The organism is Acetobacter suratthaniensis, from assembly GCF_017377745.1.
In the GTDB taxonomy this organism is placed as follows: domain Bacteria; phylum Pseudomonadota; class Alphaproteobacteria; order Acetobacterales; family Acetobacteraceae; genus Acetobacter; species Acetobacter suratthaniensis.
The window spans coordinates 96,418-118,626 of record NZ_JAFVMG010000004.1; the positions used below are offsets into that span (position 1 = coordinate 96,418).

Sequence of the window (22,209 nt, forward strand, 5' to 3'; positions counted from 1 at the left end):
CCGTTACCGCCGGATTCGGCGGCTCCTTCCCTACAGTCAGCAGTCAGGTGTGGCTCTGCTTGTGCCACACGGGGTATGGCCCTGTCATGATGAAACTACCCCCCATGCGCATCTCCACCGCATGGCAGGTCTCTGGATTGTCGTGGTTTTTAATAAGTGCGCTCTTGCGATTCCCTGCGTCAGGCGGAATACTGAACACCGCAAAAGCGGCGGGGGTAGTGTTGGCACAGAAACGGATGTCCAGACGGGCAAAGCAGCGGCAGGCCGCACTTCCTGCGGCCCCTGCCGCCACAAACCTTGCAGTGGGGCGTAAGGCACGGCGCGGCACGTGGTTAGCCGGTCTCACGGCCCTTGTTCTGGGTGGTGTCACGGGTGCTGGCACAGCCCACGCACAGTATGCCCACCAGATCAGCTCTATCGTGGTGGATGCCCGCACGGGCGATGTCCTGTCCCAGAACAATCCTGACCTGCGTCGCTATCCCGCCAGCCTGACCAAGCTGATGACGCTTTACATGACTTTCAGCGCCCTGCGCGCAGGCGTTATCACACCCAACCAGGAAGTCCCGGTCTCAATCCATGCCTCCACCATGGAGCCGTCCAAGCTCGGTCTGGTGCCCGGCTCACGCCTGACGGTGGAAGAAGCCATTCTTGCCCTTGTCACCAAATCCGCCAATGACGCCGCCTGTGCGCTGGGCGAATTGATCGGGAGCGGCAGCGAGCCGCAGTTCGCCGCCATGATGACCCGTCAGGCTCAGGCGCTGGGCATGAACGATACGACATTCCGCAACGCATCCGGCCTGCCCAATACCGAGCAGCTCACCACCGCGCGGGATCTGGCAACACTCGGGCGCAAGCTCATTGCCGATTTCCCCGAATATTATCACTACTTCGCCACGCCCAGCTTCCGCTTTCACCAGCGGGTTATTCCCAACCATAACCCCATGCTTAAGGTCTATGCGGGCGCTGAAGGCATGAAAACCGGCTACACGCAGGAAGCCGGGCATAACCTTGTTACCTCCGCCATGCGCGACAATGTGCGCCTTGTCGGGGTTGTTCTTGGTTCTGCCAGCAACACGCAGCGCACCCAGCTTATGGCCAGCCAGCTCGATCGTGGTTTCGACGCCGAAGGGGTTGCCCCTGTCGAGCGGCCACTGCTGCTTGCCCGCGCGACCACACACCGCTCGGCCACGCGGGAGCACCGCGTGATCGCCATGGCAGGCGCCACCCATCACAGAGCGCTTGAAGTGGCTGAAGCCTCCACGCATGTCCGCCGGGGCCGTCCTACCACAGCGCATGATCACCGCGTGCGGCTGATCGGCGCGAAAGTGCATGCCATTTCCGCACACCCGCTCCACCATACCGCGCATTCACGCAGCCGTAGCCGCACCTGAAACCGGTGCACGGCGCTTTCTATCGCGCCACCCGCTGATAACTACGACACGCCCTGCAACGACCTTTGCAGGGCGTGGTTTGACCCCATATCCCGCCACCACAACAGCCGCCCTGCGATCATGGCTGCCTGATAGCAGGCGAAAGCGGGTTGCCATTACCGGTCAGTATCTTCATCTTTGCCGCCTTGTATCGACCCGCATCATGGCGGACACAGCAAAGAGGCAGACATGGCAGGCAGAGCCGGAATCATTATCCATACGGAAGAAGACTTTATCGGGCTGCGCGCGGCGGGTCGCCTTGCCGCCGAAACACTGGATATGATCACCGATTATGTCAGGCCCGGCGTTACCACCGGAGAGCTGGACCGGATCATTCACGAATACACACTCGCACATGGAGCCGTACCGGGGCCGCTGAACTACCGTGGCTATCCCAAGTCGTGCTGTATTTCGGTCAACCATGTTGTCTGCCACGGTATTCCGGGCGAACGCCCCCTGCAGGAAGGCGATATCGTCAATATCGACGTTACCCCCAAGCTGAATGGCTGGTTTGGCGATACCAGCCGCATGTACGCGGTGGGTAAGGTCTCCATCAAGGCCAGCAAACTGGTCGACACCACCTATGAATGCCTGATGCGCGGGATTGAGGTTGTCAAACCCGGCGCGACACTGGGCGACATTGGCCATGCGATCCAGAGCCACGCGGAAAAGAACCGCTACTCTATCGTGACTGATTTCTGCGGCCATGGCATTGGCCGCACCTTCCATGCCGAGCCCAACGTGCTGCATTACGGCAAGCCCGGAACGGGGCTAAAGCTGAAGGCTGGCATGGTGTTCACCATCGAGCCCATGCTCAATATCGGCAAGCCTGATGTCAAAATTCTGGAAGACGAGTGGACAGCCGTCACGCGTGACCGTTCCCTGTCCGCCCAGTTCGAGCATATGCTGGCGGTCACAGAAACCGGCTACGAGATTTTCACCCTCTCACCCGCCGGTTACACGCACCCGCCCTACACCCCGAAAGGATAAGCATGACTATGCCCGCGCCCGGCCCCGCTCCTACGGGGCCAGCCCCTCTGGCCCCTGCCCGCAAGGGGGCTGGCCGCGGGTGTTTGCTTCGTACCTGTGCCGCCGTATTCATGCTGGCGGCCTCATGGCCTGCAACAGCGCCGCTTGTCAGCGCGCAGGCTCTGGCGCAGGCCGTTACGCCTTCCGCCACACCGCTCGCCAGCACTGATCCGCTGGCCTATGCCGGTGGCCAACCCGACCGCCTGCCAGCGCTCGCCCCCACATGGGGTGCGCATGGCATGGTGGTTTCAGCCCAGAAACTGGCCTCCGAGGCCGGAGCGCGGGTTCTGGCACAAGGCGGAAACGCAGCCGATGCCGCCGTAGCCATGGGGTATGCGCTGGCTGTCGTGTATCCGGCTGCGGGTAATCTGGGGGGCGGCGGTTTCATGCTGCTGCGTCCTCCGGGCCAGAAAACCGTTTTTCTTGATTTCCGTGAAAAAGCGCCACTGGCCGCAAAAGCCAACATGTATCTGGACAGCAAGGGAGATGTCATTCCCGATCTGTCCGTACTGGGCTGGAAAGCCGTTGCCGTGCCGGGCACGGTGGCGGGGCTGGAAATGGTGCGCCAGCGCTGGGGCCACCTGTCGCGTCAGGCGGATATGGAACCCGCTATCGAACTCGCCCGCAACGGCTTTGTGCTGGAAACGGGCGATGTGGAACTGCTCCACACCGCAACCGCAGGCTTTGCCCAAGACCCGTATGCCCGCGCGATTTTCCTGCGGCCTGACGGCACCGCCCTACAGGCAGGCGACCGGCTGGTGCAGACCCATCTGGCGCACACGCTTGAACAGATTGCCCACGGAGGTAGCGAAGCGTTCTACCATGGCCCCATTGCACAGGAACTGGTGCGCGTTTCCCGCCTGAATGGGGGCATTCTGCAAAACGAGGATTTTGCCCGCTATACCCCGCGCGAACTGCCACCGCTGAGCTGCACCTATCGTGGTTTTCTGGTGGAAACCGCCCCGCCGCCCAGTGCTGGTGGCGTTGCCCTGTGCGAAATGCTTGAAATCCTGTCCGGTTACGACATGCACGCGCTGGGCCTGCACACCGCCCCAGCCCTGCAGCGCGAAATCGAAGCCATGCGCCACGCCTATTCAGACAGGCGCAATCTGGGCGACCCTGCTTTTGTCCACAATCCGATCAGCCACCTGCTGAACCCGGCCTATATCAACGCTGTCCGGGCCTCCATTCCCACCGACCATGCCGTTCCCTCCGCCGAGCTTCAGGCTGGAGAAGCCGCACCGGAAAAACCGCAGACAACGCATTACTCCGTCATTGACCGCAATGGTTTTGCCGTTTCCACCACCTATACGCTCAACGGCTGGTTCGGAGCGAAAGTCGTGGGGGGCACAACCGGCATTGTCATGAATGACGAGATGGATGACTTCTCCATCAAACCGGGTACGCCCAATATGTTTGGCATTCCCGGTAGCCGGGCCAACGCCATCGCGCCGGGCAAGACCCCGCTTTCCTCCATGTCGCCCACCATTCTCTCGCGCAATGGTGCGCCGGTCATGGTCATTGGCAGCCCCGGTGGTTCACGCATTCCCACCATTATTCTGTCAGTGGTTCTGGGCGTGGTGGATTACGGGCTGGATATTCAAAAAGCCATAGACCTGCCACGCCTGCATGAGCAGTGGATACCCGAAGCGGTAGAGGTGGAATCGGGTGCGCTCAGCCCTGATGTCGCCAACACGCTGGAACATGAGGGCTACCAGTTTGCCCCGCATGCGCCGTGGGGTATTCCAGAAGGGATACTGGTGGGCGCTCCCGCTCTGGGCGTGAGCGATGCAAAAGCCGGTTACTACGGTGGGTATGACCGCCGCCACCCCGGTGGCGCGGCTATTGGCGTGCCGTAAAGGCCGCAGCCCCCTTACCCGTGCCCTACAGGCGCGCCAGTGTGTGGGCGCGGCCTGAAGGGTCACGCACCTGCTCGGCCCCATCGACATAATCAGGGCCAAGCGGCACCTTGCCATACCCGCCGGGAATATCGAGCACGTAAAGCGGCCAGGCCAATCCTGTTACCCGACCGCGCAAACCTGCCAGCAGGCGCCGCCCCTCGTGTGCAGGCACATGAAAACGGGCCGTGCCGGGTGCGGGGTCTAGCTGGTGGAGGTAATAGGGGCGCATGCGGTTTTCCACCATACCGCGAAACAGCGCCTCCAGCGCGTGCTCGCTATCATTTACACCACGCAGCAGAACCGACTGTCCGAGCAGTGGAATACCCCGGCGTACAATCCGCCGCAGGCTGGCGCGTGCTGGCTCGGACAACTCGCGTGCGTGGTTGACATGCACCGCCATCCACATGGCTTTGTCGGTTTCCAGCGCCTCCAGCATGGCATCCGTTACACGCTCGGGTGCCGCAACCGGCACGCGCGTATGAACCCGAATGGTTGTAACATGCGCAATCGCGGAAAGAGCCGCCACAATCTCTCCCAGCCGCCGGGGGGAGAGCATAAGCGGGTCCCCCCCTGTCAGAATTACTTCGCGAATCTGCGGGTGCGTACGCAACCAGTCCAGCGCTCCGGCCAGCGCGGCTTCGTCCAGAACGCCGCCATCCGGCCCTACATGCTCACGCCTGAAACAGAAACGGCAGTAAAGCGGGCAGACCAGCAGCGGCTTGAGCAGCGCCCTGTCCGCATAGCGGTGGACAATACCCGGCACGGGAGAAAGGGCTTCATCACCAATCGGGTCGGACCGCTCGGCCGGAGCAACTACCAGTTCCTCGGGCGAGGGAATGACCTGCAGGCCAATGGGGTCATCCGGCTGTTCGATCAGCGCGGCAAAGGCTGGAGGAATGGCGGTGGCATACTGCCCAGCCACGGCCAGCAGCTCTGCCCGTGCCGAGGCAGGCGTAAGCCCTGCGGCAATCAGGTCATCAGGCGTGCGGAGCGTGCGTGCGGCCACAGGGCCAGACACGGATGAGGGCTTGACCAAAGAAGACATGCTGCGGCTCTACTCTTCTCATGTCTGTCTTAGCAACCACTGATATGCACACGCCCGACCCACTCCGCCTGCGCGACCGCCTGCCCTACCTTGCCCGGCGCGGGCTGATCATGCGCTCTGTCCGCGCTTTTCTGGAAGCACGCGGCTGTATGGAAGTGGAAACACCCTGCGCCGTACCCGTACCCGGCGAGGAGGTGCATCTGCTACCTTTCTGCACCGAGCAGGAAACGCCGCACGGCGAAAAACAGCCCCTGTTCCTGCATACCAGCCCAGAATTTGCGATGAAACGGATTGTCGCGGCCACCGGGCTTTCGGTGTTCCAGTTCGCCCGTGTGTGGCGCAATGGCGAGGGCAGCGCCCTGCACGCCCCTGAATTTACCATGCTCGAATGGTATCGCCCTCACCTGCCCCTGAGCGGGCTGATGGATGAAACCGAAGCCCTACTGAAAGCCGCCCTGCCCCCCAGCCTCACCTACGCGGACACCACGCTGGACCTCAGCGCTCCGTTCGAACGCCTGAGCATGCAGGAGGCCTTTGCCCGCCATGCGGGGGTAGACCTGCTCCCCACCGAAGGGGATGCGCAGGCACTGGCCCGCGCCGCCTCCTGCCCCCTGCGTGCGGATGAAAGCTGGGAAGACCTGTTTTTCCGTCTGCTGCTGGAACGTGTGGAACCCGCCATAGGCCGCGAACGCCCCACATTCCTGACCCACTGGCCCGCCAGTCAGGCCGCACTGGCCCGCACTGACCCACACGACCCGCGCGTGGCTCTGCGCTTTGAACTTTACGCCGCAGGCATGGAACTGGCCAACGCCTTCGAGGAACTGACGGACGCCACCGAACAGCGCACCCGTTTCGAGCATGATCGTGCCCGACGGAATACCCTTTACCCCACCCGCAAAGACTGGCCGGTGGATGAAAACCTGCTCGCCGCCCTCCCGCATATGCCCCCCTGTTCGGGTATTGCTCTGGGCTTTGACCGTCTGGTTATGCTGGGCTGTGGGGCACGGCGTATACAGGATGTCTTGTGGATGGGTAACTAGTCTGCAACATTTGTACCATCGCGGCGTTGTCGTTCACATGGCCAGCCTCTGGCCATCACCTTTCAGGATCCTTCGTTCATGACCCATGCCAGAACACCAAAACGGGTGGGAAAAACACTGCTGCTCACCCTGCTCGCCCTGAGTGCGTGCGAAGTGCCCACCAAAAAGGAACGCATGCTGCTGGATTCCATGATCGGGCATCCGGCAACGGATGTGGTGCGGAGCTTTGGCGTGCCCACCCGGCAGTTCACGACGGATAACCACCTGTTTCTCGCCTATATTACGCAGCAGACAGACTACACCATGCCTATGGGCGGATGGGGCTGGGGTGGCGGATGGGGCCCGGGATGGGGCGGTGGCTGGGGAAATGGGTGGGGCGGCGGCTGGGGGCCGGGTTGGGGCCCGGGATGGGGTGGCGGTATCAGCACCGCGTACACCTATACCTGCCAGACCACGTTTGAACTCGTGAATGGTGTTGTTACCGCATGGACAATGCGTGGCGATGGCTGCTGAAAGCAGCCATCGCTTTCCCGCGGGTAAGCGTTCAGGAGCCGGAGCCTACAGGTTCCAGCCCTGCGGGCTATCCCACCAGCCCTGACCGGGCATGATGAAATCGGCCCCTGCCGCAGCCAAAGGTGCGACCTCGGCTGCGGTCATGGCCTGTGCCACAACGGGCAGTTCCATCATCACCGCCCACCAGCGGGTGAGTTCCAGCGCGCCAGCAACCGATTCGGGCGTTGCCTGAGCCGACTCATCACCGGGGGTGAAGCAGATATAATCTGCCCCTTCCTCGCCTGCACGCATGGCGTGATCGCGGCTGAGACCAACATCCACCCCAAGCTGCATCGCCTCGCCCACCATGCGGCGGACGCTGGCGGTATCCAGTGCGGCATCACCACACAGATGCACGCCATCACAGGCCTGCGCCACGGCTAGCGCCGCCCTGTTCTGCACCATCAGGGCGATACCCATCGGCTGCACACAGGCTGCCACAGCCGCCACAAGGGGGGCTGCGGCATGATCGGACATCTGAGCTACCGGCGGCAGGCGCAACAGCAGGGCGGCGGGCTGGCACGCAGCCAGCCGCTTTTGCAGGTCAGACAGAAAAGGCTCTGCCTGCTCAAGAACCGGCGTGGCCAGATACAGTTCGGACACGCGCTGGCTCTCCCCTGTTGTGCTGAGCGTCAAGGCTGGATCAGTTCTTCAGAATGTCGATGATCTGATCCAGCAGGCCAAGCGCTTCAGCCTTGGGACGCTGAAACACGTTGCGGCCAATGATGGAGCCAAAGCCGCCGCCTTCATTGATACCGCGGATGGTGTTCAGCAGGTTGTCGGTGCCGGTGTGCTCACCACCCGAGAAAATCACGATCCGGCGGCCACCAAAGCTGGACTGCACGATATGGCGCACGCGCGAAGCCAGCGTGGACACATCAACCGGGTGCTTTTCATAGGTGGACTTGGCGGCATCCAGTGCAACCACGTCGGTCGGCGGCTTAACCTTGATGATATGAGCACCACACAGCGCAGCCATATGGGCTGCATATGCACAGATATCGAGCGCCGTTTCAGCCTTCTTGTCCAGCATCGGGCCACGCGGATAGCTCCACACGATCACGGCCAGACCAACAGACTTGGCTTCGGCTGCGAGTTCGCGCAGTTCTTCCATCTGATCGAAGCAGTATTCGGAACCGGGATAGATGGTAAAGCCAATGCCCGAGCAGCCCAGACGCAGCGCATCCGCCACGGTGCCGGTCACAGCCTGATCTTTCTCGGTAGCGAGGCTGTTGGAGCTGTTGCATTTCAGGATCAGCGGAATTTCGCCAGCATAGGTGGCCGCACCGCATTCCAGCATGCCCAGCGGAGCCGCGTAGCCGCTCAGCCCGGCTTCGATCGCCAGTTCAAAATGATAGTGCGGATCATACGCCGCCGGGTTGGCGGCGAAGGAACGTGCCGGACCATGTTCGAACCCCTGATCGACAGGAAGAATCACCATCTTGCCGGTGCCTCCCAGACGCCCTGCGTTCAGCAGGCGGGCAAGGTTCATCTTGGTGCCAGGATTATCGCTCTCGTACTGGTTGAGAATGGCCTTGACCTGGGGAGTAAGCGTCATGACTGAACGGTCCTTCTTTCATACCTTGGCGTCCGGCACTTTATCCTGCCGACAATGTTCTTGGGAATAACCGTGAGGGAAATGCCCGACAAGAGACGATATTGCTGCACTGAAAGATCAGTAAGGTGAAATAATGGCGGGACGGTGCACCAACACCACACCTGCGGCCTGCTGGTAGAGCGTACGCGCGGCTTCTGCCTGCCTGTCCTGAGCCTCCAGCACCACAGCCCGCTGCCCCTGCCGCAGCGCCATGACGGCATGCACAGCACTGATTCCGCAATCCAGAACATGTATGAAAGGCAATCCATCCCCCCCACGCACACCCGCAGAAAACAGCCGGTTTTCCATATCCAGTTCCGCCGCAAGGCCCGCCATGAGCGCATGCCACCACACCACACCCAGATAAACCCCCGCCCCCTGAGGCGAGAGCAGAACCGGCATAACCCCACCCCCATCGGCGGCAGGCTCCGCCAAAGCCACACACTGCAACGCGCGCAGCCCGCTCGCGTGGTCATGCACACAAAGAAAACGACAGGAGTGGCCCAAAAGTAGCCTGTTTTCCATGCTCATGCTTGACGCCATCGCATTTGCGGGTGATTCCTCAAAAACAGAAAGGGATAAAGCATGCAGGATCAAGCGGCGGAGCCATACCCGTTCTCCATCAACAGTGGCGCAGCCAGCACTGAAGCCGGAACAGAACCGACCGCACGGATATTCCCTCCGCAGGAAGATCCGATTGCACGGCTGGATCGGGCCTTGCAACGCATTTCCTTTGCGCTCTCCAAAAGACCTGCTCCGCAGGAAAACGCCCTGATCGAACGTCAGGAAACAGAGCGTCAGGAACTACTGGCCAATGTTGATGCCCTTATCCTGCGCGTGCGTGACGCGCTAGAACAATCCGCCCCCCTGCCGGAACGGAAAGACTGATCTCATGGCCCTTGTTTCGGTTCTTATCAACGGCCACAGCTATACAGTGGGCTGTGAAAACGGTCAGGAACGCCACGTTCAGGCCATGGCCCATCAGGTTGAGCACAGGGTGCAGCGTGTGCGCTCTCTCGGCTTTTCGGGCGATGCGCGCGTGCTGGTGCTGGCCGCCCTTCTCATGGCTGATGAAATTCAGGATCTGTCCAACAGCCGCATTCCAGAAACCACGGCACAGGCTGTACAGGATGTGGAACGCCTGCGGGCCGAACTCGCCATGCAGAACAGCCGCCTGCTTGATCTGGCCGAACGCGCGGAAGCTCTTGCAGCCGAGCTTGAGCACGCCTACATAGAAGAGGCGGGGCTGCCCGGCACGTGAGGCATGTCATACCCCTGGGCCGATAAGCACTTCCTTGGGAGCTGGCTCTGTTGTGGCCCTGGTCACATTATCTGGTGCCCACCTGCACTCGCAGGTCCTGGAGGTTGAAAAGACCCACGGTCATGGCGGCTCCGCACTCCACACCCCTGTTGGGGGATCCTCCTGAAATCGCTCACCGCAAAGCACTGGCGCGACAGCATTGCGTGCAAAGCCTGCGTACGCGTGACTCCGGTGTGGATGCAGGGATTATCACGCATCTCAAAACGCTGCTGACGCCCTGCGCCCAGCGTGCCATTGCCTGCGTGTGGCCCCTGCCGAACGAGGTTGACCTGCGCCCGCTCTGCCACTGGCTGCACGAAAACGATGCACAGGTTCTCCTGCCCGAAACCACACCACGCGGCACGCCGCTGATTTTCCGCCACTGGCACCCGGCCTGCGCCATGCAGGCAGGCCGCTTTGGCACCCATGCCCCCGATGGCCCGGCCCTTACCCCCGATATCGTACTGGTGCCGCTTCTGGGCTTTGACCGCACAGGCAACCGCCTTGGTTATGGCGGGGGCTATTACGACCGCACACTGGCAGGCCTGCCCGCAGCGCAGGCCATAGGCTATGCCCCCTCCACACAGGAAGTAGCCGCCCTGCCCTCTGGCCCGCATGACCAGAAACTCCCCTGTATCGTGACTGAAAGAGAGATCCTGCGTTTTGACCCGCCTTCCGCCTGACACCAGCCTGCCCTCCGCCCTGCCCTTCGTTGCGGTACCCCGTTCGTGAGACTGCTTTTTCTGGGCGATATCGTTGGCCGGAGCGGGCGCGACGCCGTTCTGTCGCGCCTGCCTGATCTGCGCACCCAGCTCGCACTCGATCTGGTTGTGGTCAATGCCGAAAACGCCAGCCACGGCTTTGGCCTGTCCCCCGCCATCGCCACATCCCTGCTCCAGAACGGAGTGGATGTGCTGACACTGGGCAACCACGCATGGGACAGGCGTGACCTGATCGGCCATATTGACGGTGAGCCACGCATTATCCGCCCGCTCAACTACCCGCCCGGCACACCGGGGCAGGGCAGCGTGGTGGCGGAACTGGCAGACGGGCGCAAAGCGCTGGTGGTCAATGTCATGGGCCGGCTGTTCATGGACCCGCTGGATGACCCCTTCCGCTGCATGAACGAACTGCTGACCAAGCACCGGCTGGGCGTTACCGTGCAGGCCGTGGTGGTGGATGTACATGCTGAAGCCACGAGCGAAAAATGGGCCTTGGCTCATATGCTGGATGGCCGGGCCTCGCTGGTGGTAGGCACCCACACCCACACCCCAACCGCCGACCACCGTATTCTGGCAGCCGGTACGGCTTTCCAGACCGATGCGGGCATGTGTGGTGACTATGACAGCGTGATTGGCATGGGCAAGGAAGCCGCGATTACCCGCTTCGTGCGCAAACTGCCGGGCGAACGACTCCAGCCTGCGGAGGGCGAAGCCACGATCTGCGGTATTATGGTGGAAACCGATGACCGCACAGGCCTTGCCCGGCGTGTCGCCCCCCTACGCCAAGGGGGCTTGCTGGCCCAGACCCTGCCTGATTTCTGAACCCGTCTGCCCAGCCGGAGCGGATACCGACAAAAACCACCACCCGGCTTGATCGCTCAGGCGCGATCAGGCCATCTCCTGCGCCCGGAAAGCCTCCACGGCCAGTTCGGTCGCACGGGTCAGAGGAGATGGCAGCGCATCAAGCGCATACCAGCCAAGGGCAGCATGTTTATGCGGCTCCATCAGCCGGGCCTGCTGCCCTTCAGGAGCCTGCGCCTGATAGACTGGCGCAACCCAGTGTTCACCTGCTGCGGGGTCGATCTGATCCACAACGCAGAGCAACCGGGATGGCGCAACATCCAGCCCGGTTTCCTCCTGAATTTCACGCCTTACAGCATCAGGCACTGCCTCAAACGGCTCCACCTTGCCACCGGGTAGACCCCAACAGCCCGCTTCAGGCGCACGCAGGCGCTGGATCAGTAATAACTGGCCATTGCGCAGGATAAACGCGCCACAGCCTACTGCGGGCAAGCGACCCTGCGGCATGGCCCTTACCACACCAGCCGGGGGAGTGCGGCAACCGGCCACAGGCCTGCCCCTCTGGCTTCGTCCGTGGCCAAAGCGGCATCATTGCCGATCATTTCCTGATGGATTCCACCCAGAATCCAGGCACTGTCCACGCCCACACCCGCAGCGCCCCGGATGTCGGTTTCCAGCGCATCGCCAATCGCCAGAATCCGCTCACGCGCAACGCCCAGCATGCTGAAAACCGGCTCGTAAACCGAAGCATAGGGCTTGCCTATCCAGCAGACATCACCACCCTGTTCTTCATAGAAAGCCGCCAGAGCGCCCGCGCAGAGCTGCCGCCGCCCGCCCTTGATCACCACCCTGTCGGGGTTGGCGCAGATCATTGGCAGGCCATGCTTCAGACCTGCTTCCAGTTCGGGCAGATACGGATCAAGCGACTCCACACCCCGCTCAATATCCGGCCCCGCATTCATGATAAAGCGGGCCTGTGCAGGGTCGCGCACCTGTTCAATATCCAGCGCGTCATACAGGCCCAGATCGTTGACCCCGCCCATATGCAGCACCGTACGGCCCAGCCGGGCAAACCACGGGTCGGCACGATCACGCAGGCGGGTATAGGCCTCCTGCCCGCTAGTCATGACACCATCATGCAGGTCGGGGGTGACACCAAAGCCTTTAAGCTGCTCCGTTACCACATGGGCCGGACGCGGCGCATTGGACAGCATAACCACCCGCTTGCCCGCACGACGCAGGGCGTGCAGGCATTCCAGTGCGCCGTCATACGGGCGGATACCATCATGCACCGTTCCCCACAGGTCGATAATGTAGCCATCGTACTGATCTGCAATGGCGCTCAACCCGGCGGGCATGGCCAGAACCCGGTTACTCACAGGCTTTTTCCCCTGATTGCTGTGCCACGGATGTCATCAAGGCTTTCGATCCCATCGCGCCGCATGGCGTCAAGCAGTTCGCGCTTGAGGCGCGACACCAGAGCCGGGCCTTCATAGGCAAAGGCGGTATAGACCTGCACCAGATCAGCTCCCATGCGAATCCGTTCAAGAATATCCAGCCCGGTTTCGATCCCGCCGCAGGCCACCAGCGCCAGACGCCCCGCCGCCACTTCAGCCACGATAGACAGCATGGCCCGTGCACGCGGCGCCAGCGGCCGCCCGGAAAGCCCGCCTGCCTCGTCGCGGTAAGGGCTGCGCAGGCTGGGCAGGCGCTCAAGCGTAGTGTTGCTGATAATCAGCCCCTGTGCGCCGCCTTCCACCACGGCTTCGACAATCGGAGCAATGGCATCGTTTTCCAGATCGGGGGCAAGCTTGACCAGAATCGGCGGACGATCAGGATGCCTGTCCGCAATGGCACCCAGAATACCGCGCAGGCGGGCGGCGTCCTGCAAGCCACGCAGGCCGGGAGTGTTGGGGGAGGAAACATTCAGTACAATATACTGCACATAAGGCTTAACCCGGGCCACCAGTGCGGGATAATCGCGCTCGGGGTCTGCACCGGTCTTGTTAATGCCGATATTAGCCCCTACCGGCACACCAGCACCACCACCCCGGCCCGAAGGCAGCGGGCGCGACAGACGGGCCAGCCTGACAGCAAAGCGGTCTATTCCCTGATTATTGAAGCCCATGCGGTTGATCACCGCCCTGTCTTCCTCCAACCGGAACAGCCGGGGTTGCGGATTACCCGGTTGTGGGCGCGGCGTAACCGTTCCGGCCTCCACAAACCCGAAACCGATACGGGCAAGCGGGCGCAGGACACGGGCATTTTTATCAAAACCCGCGGCAATACCGATCGGATTTGAAAACCGCATACCCAGAACACGGGTTGCCAGCGCCGGATTATCCTCCGGGCGGGTGAGCGGTACAGACAGGCCCAGTGTCAGGGCGTCGATGGCGAGGTCGTGCGCCTTCTCGGCATTGAGGGAGCGCAGGAACGGCAGGGTGAGGGATGTGAGCACGGACATGCTTCGAGTACTGCCCCAACTGTCTCGGCAAGGAAAGAGGAAAAGCCACCGGGCAGCCGGGCGCGTATCCCATGCGGTTTTTTGTTGATAATGAGAATTATTATCATTTATAAGGGGTCATCATCTTCACTTCAGAGGCCGCGGGTCAGCTACCCACGGAACGCACAATGTCAACAATGCCTGTTTATCTGACGGATCTTCCCTCTAGCGAACGGCTGACCCTGTGGACTATCCGTCGCCTTGCCGCACCGCAAACCACGCGCTCTGAACGTGCCCAGACCGGCGGTGTAGCGCTACCATGCTTCCTGCCCTGTTTCCGCCGCGAGTTTATGGCTGTTACCAAAGCTTTCCATGAAGCTCTGGCCGACCTGTCCTTCAGGGGCAATGAACCACCCACCCGCAGCCCGGCTCCGGCGACACTCGATATTCGCACGGGCGGCACACTCGCCGTGACCGAAACCGAATACACCCTGCTGCTTGCAACAGAAGCCGCACAAAACGAGCGCGAAGCCGACATGCACACCCTGCTACGCCCGCTGCTGCCACTGGCACGGCTACGCCTGCGCATGATGACAGCCCTGACAACACTGGGCGCCTGCCTGGCGGGTGCGGGATACTGGCTTTCGCCTCATGCGGCGCGGAATCTGTCCCCCTGCCTGTTTTCCAGCGCAGCACCGGTGCCGCCCGTGCAGGCCATGCGCCCCCAGCGTATGGCACTGGCCAGATCCCTGTCCTATCGGCACCAGTAACGCGCCCGACGGGAGTTCTGTTTTTGTTCCATTTGTCCGGGCACTGTGCTATGTCACGGCTCCATGACACAGCCTGTGCGCCGGATCATCCATATCGACATGGACGCGTTCTACGCCTCGGTCGAACAGCGCGACAATCCGGCCCTGCGGGGGCGGCCTGTCGCGGTGGGCCGCAGTCAGGAACGCGGGGTCGTTGCCGCCGCCAGCTACGAGGCCCGGCCCTTTGGCGTACGCTCGGCCATGCCCTCGCTACTGGCACAAAGACGCTGCCCGCAGCTTGTCTTTGTCCCGCCCCGATTTGAAGTCTATCGGGCGGTTTCTGCACAGATACACGCCATTTTCGCGCGCTATACACCGCTTATCCAGCCTCTCTCGCTTGATGAAGCCTATCTGGACATTACCCAGCCCCTGATCCGCCGGGCATCGGCCACGGCCATCGCACAGGAAATCCGCGCCGCCATTCTGGCTGAAACCGGGCTGACAGCCTCAGCCGGGGTTTCATACAACAAGTTTCTGGCCAAGCTGGCCTCGGATCATAACAAACCTAACGGGCAGTTTGTGATCCCTCCCGGCGCGGGACAGGATTTTGTCGCCTCCCTGCCTGTCAGCGCCTTTCATGGTGTTGGCCCGGCCACCGCCCGGCGCATGAACGCGCTGGGTATCCAGACCGGCGCTGACCTGCGCGGTTTTTCGCTTGAAACCCTGCGCCAGCATTTTGGCAAAGCCGCCGCCTTCTATCATGGCATCGCCCGTGGCGAAGACACGCGCCCGGTAGAACCCGATCGCCCCCGTAAATCACTGGGCAAGGAAACCACCTTCGATCAGGATCTCAGATACGATCAGGATTTATGCGAAGCCTTGCACACACTGGCCGACAGGGTCTGGGCCGGTTGTGAAAAACGGGGGCTTTTAGGGCGCACCATCACCCTAAAACTACGCCATGCGGATTTCAGCCAGCTTACCCGCTCGCTTTCACGCCAGACACCCGTACGCAATCAGGCTGATCTTTTACACGCGGGGCTGCATCTGCTGCGCCCGCTGCTTCCTCTGCAAAAACCGGTGCGCCTGCTGGGCATTACCGTTTCCAGCCTGTGCAGCCCTCATGCCGAGGGCGAGGCGGAGCAGCTTTCGCTCCTCCCCTCCGCCTGAACAGGCAGGAGCACTCTGTACCCCTGCCCACAGCCCTTACCAGTTCGCGGCTGGGCCTTTGACAATAGTGGACAGATCATCCGGGCGTATCCACTGCTTGAACGCCGCCTGAATATCGGCCCCGGTAGCGTTGTAATACGCCTGTGCCGCACGGTCGGCATTATCAAGCGGCAGATCCAGATTGGCCAGATTCAGATACAGCGATGCAATACGGTCAAGACTTGCCCGCTGGAGCGGAATACGCCGCAGCAGCGATGCCTTGGCCAGAGACAGTTCCGCATCCGTGGGGGGGGCTGACACCATCGCCCCGACATCATGCAACACCGCCGCACGTGCCTTGCCCACCTTATCCGGGTCTGCTCCGTAATTGACCATATAGGTGCCGCGTGTGCGCCCCCACTCAAAATCGCTGCCAACGTTATAGACGTAACCAGTCTTCACACGCAGGTCGCGGTACAGACGCGATGAGAACAGCCCGCCGCCCAGAACCTCATTGCCAAGCTGGAGCGTGAAGTGAGCCGGGTTGGAGGCGGTCAGGCCCAGTGTCTCGGCCAGCACCACCTCATCCTGCACGCTGCTTTTATCTGGCACATGCGCGCGCGATGCCTTGCTGAGCGGCACAGCGGGCAGATCCAGTTCAGGTTTTGGCCCTTCTGCACGCCAGCCGCCAAAAGCCTGCTCCACGACCGCCCGCGCCTTCTCGGGCGTGACATCGCCCGTCACCACAATGGTGGTCAGGTCTGGCCGCCAAGCGTGGGCGTAATAGTGCAGCACATCATCATGTGTAACATGCGTGATGCTCTGCGGCGTTGCTTCACGCAGGGTCGGGTCTTTGGGCGGCAGAATGGCAGCCTTGATCGCCTGCGTGAACAGATGCCCCGGAGAGGCCAGCTCACCCGCCTGTGCCTGTGCTGTCTGCGCCCTGACAATTTCGAAATCACTGACAGGGAAAGCCGGATGCAGTTCGTTTTCTGCCAGCAGGACCATGCCCTTTTCAAAATCAGGCGTCAGAACCCGCAGGCTGAACCCGCTTCCCGCACTTTCCCATGCGGGAATATCATCCAGTGCTTTCTGGAAAGCCAGACGGTCATGCCGGGTGGTGCCGTAAGCAAAGAGCGCTTCGGTTACGTCGCTCACCCCTTCCTGCCCCTGCGGCTCTTCCAGTGCCGGGGTCTGGCGTACCTGCCCGGTCAACTGAATGGTGTGGCTGACATGCGAGGGCCAGACAATCAGCCGCAGGCCGTTGGGCAGGGTGCTGACCGTAGGCTGGGCCGTTGGTTCGGGCTTATCCAGACGGGCCAGATCCTTTTCTGCCCATTCGGGCAGGGGAACGGGCTTGTCCGGCGTGGCGCCAAACGATTCCGCTCCGCCAAACCCTTTGCCCGCCACAGGCTGGCCCGAGCTTTCAGGGGTTAGCACGGCAGAAACCGCATGGGCCGGGTCAAGCAGGGTTGTGGCCAGTGCATTGACAGCTTCAGGCGTTACAGCCTGATAGGCCGCCACCATATCTCCGGGGGATTCCAGCTTCTGGAGCGCCAGCGCGTTCGACCACAGCTCGGCCAGCCCGCTGACCGAATTGGCCGCAAACTGCAACTGCGCAATCTCGCGCCGCTTGGCGGCCTCGACCAGATCGGCCGGGACACCCTCACGGCGGATTTTTTCCAGCACGGCACGCATGTCATCCATGGTCTTTTTGGCATCGCCCCCCTTGGGGAAAGCCGCCAGCGCCAGACCGAAGCCCGCCAGTTGCTTGGGCGCATATTCAAACCCTGCAAACAGCGCACGCCCCTGCGGCACAAGCTGATACAGCGCCCCACGCTGGCTGGACAGCACATCGGACAGAATATCCGCCACCGCGAAATCCCGCTCGGAAGAACCCGGCATGGGGAAAGCCAGCGTTGCAAACCCGACCGGATAATCCGTGGAGAAAGACAGGGTTTTGGCCGGCGGCGGCACGGGGGCAACCGGTGCGCGCGCAGGCAGCTTGCGGCTGGGAATATCACCGAAAGTCTTTTCAACCAGCTCAAGCGTGGTAACCGGGTTTACATCACCCGCGATCACCAGCACCGCGTTGTTGGGCGCATACCATTTGCGATAGAAGGCGCGCAGATCAGCCGCTTTCGTGCGTTCAAAAGAGGGGCGCGTACCGAGCGCATCATGTTCATACGGCGTGCCTGCGAACAGGATAGCCTGCAACTGCGCCAGATACAGATAGGCCGGGCTGGACAGGTCGCGCGAGACTTCCTGTTCGATCGCACCGCGCTCCTTCTGCCAGTCAGCCTCGGACAGGGTCAGCCCCGTCATACGCAGCGCTTCGATTTTGAGCAGCACCGGCAGATCACGCGACTGCGCCGTATAGAAATACTGCGTAACGTCCTCGGTGGTATCGGCATTATAGCTGCCGCCCAGCCGTGCCCCGACAGAGGCAAGCTGGTCCTTGTCCAGCCCGGCGCTGCCCCGGAACATCATGTGTTCAAGCGCATGGGCCGTGCCCGGAAAGCCCTTGGGTGCTTCCGCAGAACCAACAAGATAGTTGATTTCAGTCGTAACCACCGGTGCCAGACGATCCGGCACGATCACCACCCGCAGCCCGTTAGCCAGAGTGGCGCGTACAACCTGTGCGCTGCTCAGGGCAGCAGGTACCAGAGCTGATGGCATGCCGGGGGATGACATCTGGCCTGCGGGCATGTCCATGACCGGCTGCGCCAGAGCGGGCGCAACCGGCAGGGCCACCCCTGCAAGGCATGTCGCCGCACACAGGGCAAGGCTAAGGGTGCGGGCAAAACCGGGCAACCGCTTACTGGTCATGCGGGCGGGACACTTTGTCATCAGTTTTTCCTGTTTCCTGCTTCAACACCATGAAAGATCAAGCACCTGTTCTCAGGCGTCCAGACCCGGCAAGGCGAGTTTCTTGGCTAAGGCCGACAGCCGGTGACGGCGCAGTTCGGAGCGGGCCTTGGCGTCACGGGTCATGTAATTGAGCTGAATGGTGTAGCGTGGCCCCACATACTGGCGGTGGCCATGCCATGTATCCGGCCCATTGGGGAAAACAAGCAGCGTGCCATCGACCGGCTGCACCTCATGCACATAGTCCTCTATGTCATGCGGGCCGCGCAACAACCGCAGGCAGCCTTCCTGCTTTTCCCATGTCTCGCCCGAGGGGTTGAGATAGAGCAGAATGGTCACGCGCTTGGCGAGGGAATCTGTATGAATCCGTCCGTCCTTCTCGCGCGTGCGCCCCCTGATCGTGAGCATGGAGGGCGCATCTGACAGATCCAGATCGAGCTTTTGCGCAATGCGCTGGCGCAGTTCCGGCCCTTCCATCTGTGCGACAAGCGCACGCATGAGGGGCGACAGGCTCAGCGATTGCGGCGGGAACGATCCGCCCGAAGGAATATGCGGCAGGCTTGCAAACACACGGGCCAGATCCTGTGCGCGAATGAAATGCGGCACCACCACATGCCGGAAAGGCTCGGTGCGGATGGGAGCACGCGCGAGCGCTTCGTAATCCGGTTCTAGGTCTGCCTGAGGCACGTTGTTCATATCCTGGCCAATCACACTGCGGATTATCCCGCCCAGACGGTAGAAGCCTTGCCCCCCATAAACAAGACCCCCTACCGGCGCGCCCGGCCTCCGCCTTTGCTGGGCCGGGGTTCGTACCCACCCCCACCCGGCCCGAACGGGCGGGGCGTGGTATCCTTTTTGCCCCGGCGCGCACCCCCCGCCTTACCCGCGACAGAAGTGGCGACAGGTGCGGCTGGCAGGCCGAGCTGGGCGGCTTCAAGCCGCCTGATCTCGTCACGCAAGCGGGCGGCGGTTTCAAACTCCAGATCGGCGGCAGCCTCGCGCATACGCTTTTCCAACGCAGCCAGAGTCGCGGCACCATCCTGCCCCACAAATTCGGTGGCCCCCGTTTCCTTGTCGGGCGTTACGGTCACATAGTCCTGCTCAAACACGGAGCCAACAATATCGCTGATCTGCTTGCGCACGCTTTGCGGGGTAATGCCGTGGGCTTCGTTCCAGGCCATCTGCTTTTCACGGCGTCGGGCGGTTTCTTCCACTGCATAGTTCAGGGAGTCCGTCATTTTATCGGCATAAAGCAGCACGCGGCCCTCCACGTTACGGGCGGCGCGGCCTATGGTCTGGATCAGCGAAGTGCGTGAACGCAGGAAGCCTTCCTTATCGGCATCGAGAATGGCCACCAGCGAACATTCGGGAATATCCAGCCCCTCGCGCAGAAGGTTGATACCAATCAACACATCGAAAGCGCCCATGCGCAGATCGCGGATGATTTCGATCCGCTCCAGCGTATCCACATCCGAATGCAGATACCGCACTTTAATCCCGGCCTCGTTCATATAGTCGGTCAGGTCTTCGGCCATGCGCTTGGTCAGGGTGGTGACCAGCACCCGGCCACCACGCTCGATGGTGGCGCGGCATTCGGCCAGCAGGTCATCCACCTGATGCTCCACGGGGCGGATATCCGTCACGGGGTCGATCAGCCCTGTGGGCCGGATAACCTGCTCGGCAAACACGCCGCCCGTGCGCTCCATCTCCCACGGGCCGGGGGTAGCACTTACAAACAGGGTCTGGGGGCGGAACGTATCCCACTCGGCAAAATTCAGCGGCCTGTTATCCAGACAGGACGGCAGGCGGAACCCGAAATCCGACAGGATGGATTTGCGGGCATGGTCTCCACGTTCCATGCCGCCAATCTGCGGTACGGTCACATGGCTTTCATCCACAATAAGCAGCGCATCGCGCGGGAGATATTCAAACAGGGTCGGGGGTGGGTCGCCCGGATTACGACCGGACAGATAGCGCGAGTAGTTTTCGATGCCTTTGCACACACCGGTTGTCTCCAGCATTTCAAGGTCGAACAGGGTGCGCTGGTCAAGCCGTTCGGCCTCAAGCAGCTTACCGCCCTTGGTAAACTGGTCGAGCCGCTCACGGAGTTCCTGCTTGATGCCGATAATCGCCTGATTGAGCGTTGGCCGGGGCGTTACGTAATGGCTGTTGGCGTAAATGGTAATTTCCTGAAGGTCAGCCGTTTTTTCGCCCGTAAGCGGATCGAACTCGATGATCCCATCCACCTCATCGCCAAACAGGGAAATACGCCAGGCCCTGTCTTCATTCTGCACGGGGAATACATCCACCGTCTCGCCCCGGACACGGAACGTGCCACGGGTAAAGGCTGCATCATTCCGGCGGTATTGCAATTCCACCAGACTACGCACCAGTTTGTCGCGGTCGATCTCGCCCCCCAGTGCAAGTTTGACCACCATACGTGCATAGGTCTCCACCGAGCCGATACCGTAAATACACGAGACCGAGGCAACGATAATCACATCATTACGCTCCAGCAGCGCCTGTGTGGCGGCGTGGCGCATACGATCGATCTGTTCGTTTATCTGGCTGTCTTTTTCAATATAGGTATCAGAACGCGGCACATAGGCTTCGGGCTGGTAATAGTCGTAATAGCTGACAAAATACTCCACCGCATTGTTGGGGAAAAACTGCTTCATTTCCCCGTAAAGCTGGGCAGCCAGCGTTTTATTGGGTGCCAGAATAAGGGTCGGTTTCTGGGTGGCCTCGATAATTTTGGCCATGCTGAAGGTTTTGCCCGAGCCTGTAACCCCGAGCAGCACCTGATCGCGCTCACCCGCCTCCACACCCCGCACCAACTCGGCAATGGCCTGCGGCTGATCGCCCGCGGGTTCATACTCGGACACAACCTCCATCCGCCGCAGCTTGGGCCGTGGGGCCTGCTGTTCGGGCTGGAAGGTTACGGCTGGCAGCAGGGCTGCACGCTCACTCAGCGTGCCGCGTTTGCGACCGCGTGCGGGAGTGGGTGATGATGTCGGTGGCAAGGGAGCATCCATGCCCCAAACATGGCCCCGCACCGCCGGTTGCGCAAGGGAGTGGCCGCGCTGTAAGAGAGCGCTCCGGCTACGCGAAACGCCAGTGCAGGGCATGAAAGACCATGCGCGACAACGGCGTGTGCGACAGCACGATCAGCACCATGCCCACGATAATCGCCACCCGGCTGCCGGAACGGGCATATAGTCCCAGCATTTCATCGCGGCTGGCCATGTCCAGAAACCGATCAAGCCCATCGTAACCGGCCTGTTCGCGCTGGCGGCGATAACGGGCCAGAAACTCGGCAGGCAGGCCCGCCCGCTCAAACTGTGTAGCGCTGTAGCGATCAAGCTCATCGCGCCGGTAACGCAGCACACCATCCTGATGCCTGACCGGGCGCGGGCCGCCGCCAATCCGCTCTAAAAGCCATAGCCGCCGCGCGGGCACACCCAGATACCCCGCAGCCTGCCTACGCTCCAGAATCTGCTGGAGCGGGAAGGGGCAGACAGTCGCCTGCCCGGATACGGTATCCGAGGGGACGTGAGGATCTTTCATGACATCCGAGCTTGGA

22 protein-coding genes, 1 other RNA gene and 1 pseudogene are annotated in these 22,209 nt (G+C 61.7%); 12 read left to right on the forward strand and 12 right to left on the reverse strand.

Translation table 11 applies throughout. From position 1 onward, the window contains the following. Positions 1 to 236: 236 nt before the first annotated feature. Positions 237 to 1,391, forward strand: a complete 1,155-nt coding sequence (locus J2D75_RS06125) for a D-alanyl-D-alanine carboxypeptidase family protein (protein WP_207853886.1) — start codon at positions 237 to 239, stop codon at positions 1,389 to 1,391. On the opposite strand, the gene J2D75_RS06130 is transcribed toward J2D75_RS06125, so the two are convergent. Then, positions 1,368 to 1,547, reverse strand: a complete 180-nt coding sequence (locus tag J2D75_RS06130) for a hypothetical protein (protein WP_207853887.1) — start codon at positions 1,545 to 1,547, stop codon at positions 1,368 to 1,370. The two genes, J2D75_RS06125 and J2D75_RS06130, sit on opposite strands and share 24 nt — an antisense overlap. Positions 1,548 to 1,619: 72 nt before the next feature. Here J2D75_RS06130 and map point away from each other — a divergent pair, with 72 nt between their 5' ends. Together map and ggt are read left to right on the forward strand one after the other, a co-directional pair. Beyond that, on the forward strand, positions 1,620 to 2,420 hold the full coding sequence (gene map / locus J2D75_RS06135; RefSeq protein ID WP_207853888.1) for a type I methionyl aminopeptidase: 801 nt from the start codon (positions 1,620 to 1,622) through the stop codon (positions 2,418 to 2,420). A 110-nt stretch (positions 2,421 to 2,530) separates the two neighbouring features. Continuing rightward, positions 2,531 to 4,318: a gamma-glutamyltransferase gene (gene ggt, locus J2D75_RS06140; RefSeq protein ID WP_207853958.1), complete on the forward strand. Its 1,788-nt coding sequence runs from the start codon at positions 2,531 to 2,533 to the stop codon at positions 4,316 to 4,318. Between the two features lie 25 nt (positions 4,319 to 4,343). Here ggt and J2D75_RS06145 read toward each other — a convergent pair whose 3' ends face one another. Beyond that, complete coding sequence (locus J2D75_RS06145; RefSeq protein WP_207853889.1) at positions 4,344 to 5,405, reverse strand: lysine-2,3-aminomutase-like protein; 1,062 nt, start codon at positions 5,403 to 5,405, stop codon at positions 4,344 to 4,346. A gap of 20 nt (positions 5,406 to 5,425) precedes the next feature. On the opposite strand from J2D75_RS06145, the gene epmA reads away from it, so the two are divergent. Together epmA and J2D75_RS06155 are read left to right on the forward strand one after the other, a co-directional pair. Then, positions 5,426 to 6,445, forward strand: coding sequence for an EF-P lysine aminoacylase EpmA (gene epmA, locus J2D75_RS06150; RefSeq protein ID WP_207853890.1), 1,020 nt, complete (start codon positions 5,426 to 5,428; stop codon positions 6,443 to 6,445). 78 nt (positions 6,446 to 6,523) lie between these two features. Continuing rightward, positions 6,524 to 6,958 carry a hypothetical protein gene (locus J2D75_RS06155; protein WP_207853891.1) on the forward strand — a complete coding sequence of 145 codons (435 nt, stop codon included), beginning with the start codon at positions 6,524 to 6,526 and terminating at the stop codon, positions 6,956 to 6,958. Positions 6,959 to 7,003: 45 nt separating this feature from the next. On the opposite strand, the gene J2D75_RS06160 is transcribed toward J2D75_RS06155, so the two are convergent. The 3 genes from J2D75_RS06160 to J2D75_RS06170 form a co-directional block, all read right to left on the reverse strand. Further along, complete coding sequence (locus tag J2D75_RS06160) at positions 7,004 to 7,633, reverse strand: thiamine phosphate synthase (RefSeq protein ID WP_243428550.1); 630 nt, start codon at positions 7,631 to 7,633, stop codon at positions 7,004 to 7,006. A gap of 7 nt (positions 7,634 to 7,640) precedes the next feature. Next, positions 7,641 to 8,555 carry a class I fructose-bisphosphate aldolase gene (locus tag J2D75_RS06165; RefSeq protein ID WP_207853892.1) on the reverse strand — a complete coding sequence of 305 codons (915 nt, stop codon included), beginning with the start codon at positions 8,553 to 8,555 and terminating at the stop codon, positions 7,641 to 7,643. Positions 8,556 to 8,672: 117 nt separating this feature from the next. After that, a complete protein-coding gene (locus J2D75_RS06170) occupies positions 8,673 to 9,125 on the reverse strand; it encodes a hypothetical protein (protein WP_207853893.1) in 453 nt (150 codons plus the stop codon). A gap of 54 nt (positions 9,126 to 9,179) precedes the next feature. On the opposite strand from J2D75_RS06170, the gene J2D75_RS06175 reads away from it, so the two are divergent. From J2D75_RS06175 to J2D75_RS06195, 5 genes and pseudogenes are all read left to right on the forward strand, one after another. Then, positions 9,180 to 9,482: a hypothetical protein gene (locus tag J2D75_RS06175; RefSeq protein WP_243428551.1), complete on the forward strand. Its 303-nt coding sequence runs from the start codon at positions 9,180 to 9,182 to the stop codon at positions 9,480 to 9,482. A 4-nt stretch (positions 9,483 to 9,486) separates the two neighbouring features. Continuing rightward, a pseudogene (locus tag J2D75_RS06180) lies at positions 9,487 to 9,846 on the forward strand (cell division protein ZapA); the annotation flags it as partial. Beyond that, a non-coding RNA gene (gene ssrS, locus J2D75_RS06185) (6S RNA) lies at positions 9,835 to 9,991 on the forward strand. The pseudogene J2D75_RS06180 and the gene ssrS, both read left to right, overlap by 12 nt. Continuing rightward, the gene (locus tag J2D75_RS06190; protein ID WP_207853894.1) at positions 9,978 to 10,577 is read left to right on the forward strand and encodes a 5-formyltetrahydrofolate cyclo-ligase; all 600 of its coding nucleotides are present in this window, start codon (positions 9,978 to 9,980) and stop codon (positions 10,575 to 10,577) included. Before ssrS ends, J2D75_RS06190 begins: the two co-directional genes overlap by 14 nt. A 45-nt stretch (positions 10,578 to 10,622) precedes the next feature. Next, positions 10,623 to 11,438, forward strand: a complete 816-nt coding sequence (locus J2D75_RS06195; RefSeq protein ID WP_207853895.1) for a YmdB family metallophosphoesterase — start codon at positions 10,623 to 10,625, stop codon at positions 11,436 to 11,438. 66 nt (positions 11,439 to 11,504) lie between these two features. Here the strand turns inward: J2D75_RS06195 and J2D75_RS06200 are convergent, their stop codons facing one another. Genes J2D75_RS06200 through J2D75_RS06210 form a run of 3 tightly spaced genes read right to left on the reverse strand, consistent with a single transcriptional unit; the run spans position 11,505 to position 13,881 of the window. After that, complete coding sequence (locus J2D75_RS06200) at positions 11,505 to 11,924, reverse strand: NUDIX hydrolase (protein WP_207853896.1); 420 nt, start codon at positions 11,922 to 11,924, stop codon at positions 11,505 to 11,507. 5 nt (positions 11,925 to 11,929) lie between these two features. Further along, positions 11,930 to 12,775: a TIGR01459 family HAD-type hydrolase gene (locus J2D75_RS06205; RefSeq protein ID WP_207853961.1), complete on the reverse strand. Its 846-nt coding sequence runs from the start codon at positions 12,773 to 12,775 to the stop codon at positions 11,930 to 11,932. A 17-nt stretch (positions 12,776 to 12,792) separates the two neighbouring features. After that, on the reverse strand, positions 12,793 to 13,881 hold the full coding sequence (locus J2D75_RS06210; protein WP_207853897.1) for a quinone-dependent dihydroorotate dehydrogenase: 1,089 nt from the start codon (positions 13,879 to 13,881) through the stop codon (positions 12,793 to 12,795). Between the two features lie 167 nt (positions 13,882 to 14,048). Between J2D75_RS06210 and J2D75_RS06215 the strand changes: the two genes are divergently transcribed. Then, positions 14,049 to 14,630 (forward strand): hypothetical protein, encoded by a 582-nt coding sequence (locus J2D75_RS06215; protein ID WP_207853898.1) that lies wholly within the window; start codon positions 14,049 to 14,051, stop codon positions 14,628 to 14,630. Positions 14,631 to 14,693: 63 nt separating this feature from the next. Beyond that, on the forward strand, positions 14,694 to 15,779 hold the full coding sequence (dinB, locus tag J2D75_RS06220) for a DNA polymerase IV (RefSeq protein WP_207853899.1): 1,086 nt from the start codon (positions 14,694 to 14,696) through the stop codon (positions 15,777 to 15,779). Positions 15,780 to 15,815: 36 nt separating this feature from the next. Here the strand turns inward: dinB and J2D75_RS06225 are convergent, their stop codons facing one another. From J2D75_RS06225 to J2D75_RS06240, 4 genes are all read right to left on the reverse strand, one after another. Beyond that, complete coding sequence (locus tag J2D75_RS06225) at positions 15,816 to 18,608, reverse strand: M16 family metallopeptidase (RefSeq protein ID WP_408736746.1); 2,793 nt, start codon at positions 18,606 to 18,608, stop codon at positions 15,816 to 15,818. Positions 18,609 to 18,659: 51 nt separating this feature from the next. Continuing rightward, positions 18,660 to 19,322 carry a 2OG-Fe(II) oxygenase family protein gene (locus J2D75_RS06230; protein ID WP_207853963.1) on the reverse strand — a complete coding sequence of 221 codons (663 nt, stop codon included), beginning with the start codon at positions 19,320 to 19,322 and terminating at the stop codon, positions 18,660 to 18,662. A 71-nt stretch (positions 19,323 to 19,393) separates the two neighbouring features. Then, positions 19,394 to 21,661, reverse strand: a complete 2,268-nt coding sequence (uvrB, locus tag J2D75_RS06235) for an excinuclease ABC subunit UvrB (RefSeq protein ID WP_207853900.1) — start codon at positions 21,659 to 21,661, stop codon at positions 19,394 to 19,396. A gap of 67 nt (positions 21,662 to 21,728) precedes the next feature. Continuing rightward, on the reverse strand, positions 21,729 to 22,193 hold the full coding sequence (locus tag J2D75_RS06240) for a helix-turn-helix transcriptional regulator (protein WP_207853901.1): 465 nt from the start codon (positions 22,191 to 22,193) through the stop codon (positions 21,729 to 21,731). Between the last annotated feature and the right edge of the window lie 16 nt (positions 22,194 to 22,209).

Coding starts and splice junctions, on each gene's coding strand:
- J2D75_RS06125 (WP_207853886.1), top strand. CDS start 237: ATGTCCAGACGGGCAAAGCAGCGGCAGGCCGCACTTCCTGCGGCCCCT.
- J2D75_RS06130 (WP_207853887.1), bottom strand. CDS start 1,547: ATGGCAACCCGCTTTCGCCTGCTATCAGGCAGCCATGATCGCAGGGCG.
- map (WP_207853888.1), top strand. CDS start 1,620: ATGGCAGGCAGAGCCGGAATCATTATCCATACGGAAGAAGACTTTATC.
- ggt (WP_207853958.1), top strand. CDS start 2,531: ATGCTGGCGGCCTCATGGCCTGCAACAGCGCCGCTTGTCAGCGCGCAG.
- J2D75_RS06145 (WP_207853889.1), bottom strand. CDS start 5,405: ATGTCTTCTTTGGTCAAGCCCTCATCCGTGTCTGGCCCTGTGGCCGCA.
- epmA (WP_207853890.1), top strand. CDS start 5,426: ATGTCTGTCTTAGCAACCACTGATATGCACACGCCCGACCCACTCCGC.
- J2D75_RS06155 (WP_207853891.1), top strand. CDS start 6,524: ATGACCCATGCCAGAACACCAAAACGGGTGGGAAAAACACTGCTGCTC.
- J2D75_RS06165 (WP_207853892.1), bottom strand. CDS start 8,555: ATGACGCTTACTCCCCAGGTCAAGGCCATTCTCAACCAGTACGAGAGC.
- J2D75_RS06170 (WP_207853893.1), bottom strand. CDS start 9,125: ATGAGCATGGAAAACAGGCTACTTTTGGGCCACTCCTGTCGTTTTCTT.
- J2D75_RS06175 (WP_243428551.1), top strand. CDS start 9,180: ATGCAGGATCAAGCGGCGGAGCCATACCCGTTCTCCATCAACAGTGGC.
- J2D75_RS06190 (WP_207853894.1), top strand. CDS start 9,978: ATGGCGGCTCCGCACTCCACACCCCTGTTGGGGGATCCTCCTGAAATC.
- J2D75_RS06200 (WP_207853896.1), bottom strand. CDS start 11,924: ATGCCGCAGGGTCGCTTGCCCGCAGTAGGCTGTGGCGCGTTTATCCTG.
- J2D75_RS06205 (WP_207853961.1), bottom strand. CDS start 12,775: ATGCCCGCCGGGTTGAGCGCCATTGCAGATCAGTACGATGGCTACATT.
- J2D75_RS06210 (WP_207853897.1), bottom strand. CDS start 13,881: ATGTCCGTGCTCACATCCCTCACCCTGCCGTTCCTGCGCTCCCTCAAT.
- J2D75_RS06215 (WP_207853898.1), top strand. CDS start 14,049: ATGTCAACAATGCCTGTTTATCTGACGGATCTTCCCTCTAGCGAACGG.
- dinB (WP_207853899.1), top strand. CDS start 14,694: ATGACACAGCCTGTGCGCCGGATCATCCATATCGACATGGACGCGTTC.
- J2D75_RS06225 (WP_408736746.1), bottom strand. CDS start 18,608: ATGACAAAGTGTCCCGCCCGCATGACCAGTAAGCGGTTGCCCGGTTTT.
- J2D75_RS06230 (WP_207853963.1), bottom strand. CDS start 19,322: ATGAACAACGTGCCTCAGGCAGACCTAGAACCGGATTACGAAGCGCTC.
- uvrB (WP_207853900.1), bottom strand. CDS start 21,661: ATGGATGCTCCCTTGCCACCGACATCATCACCCACTCCCGCACGCGGT.
- J2D75_RS06240 (WP_207853901.1), bottom strand. CDS start 22,193: ATGAAAGATCCTCACGTCCCCTCGGATACCGTATCCGGGCAGGCGACT.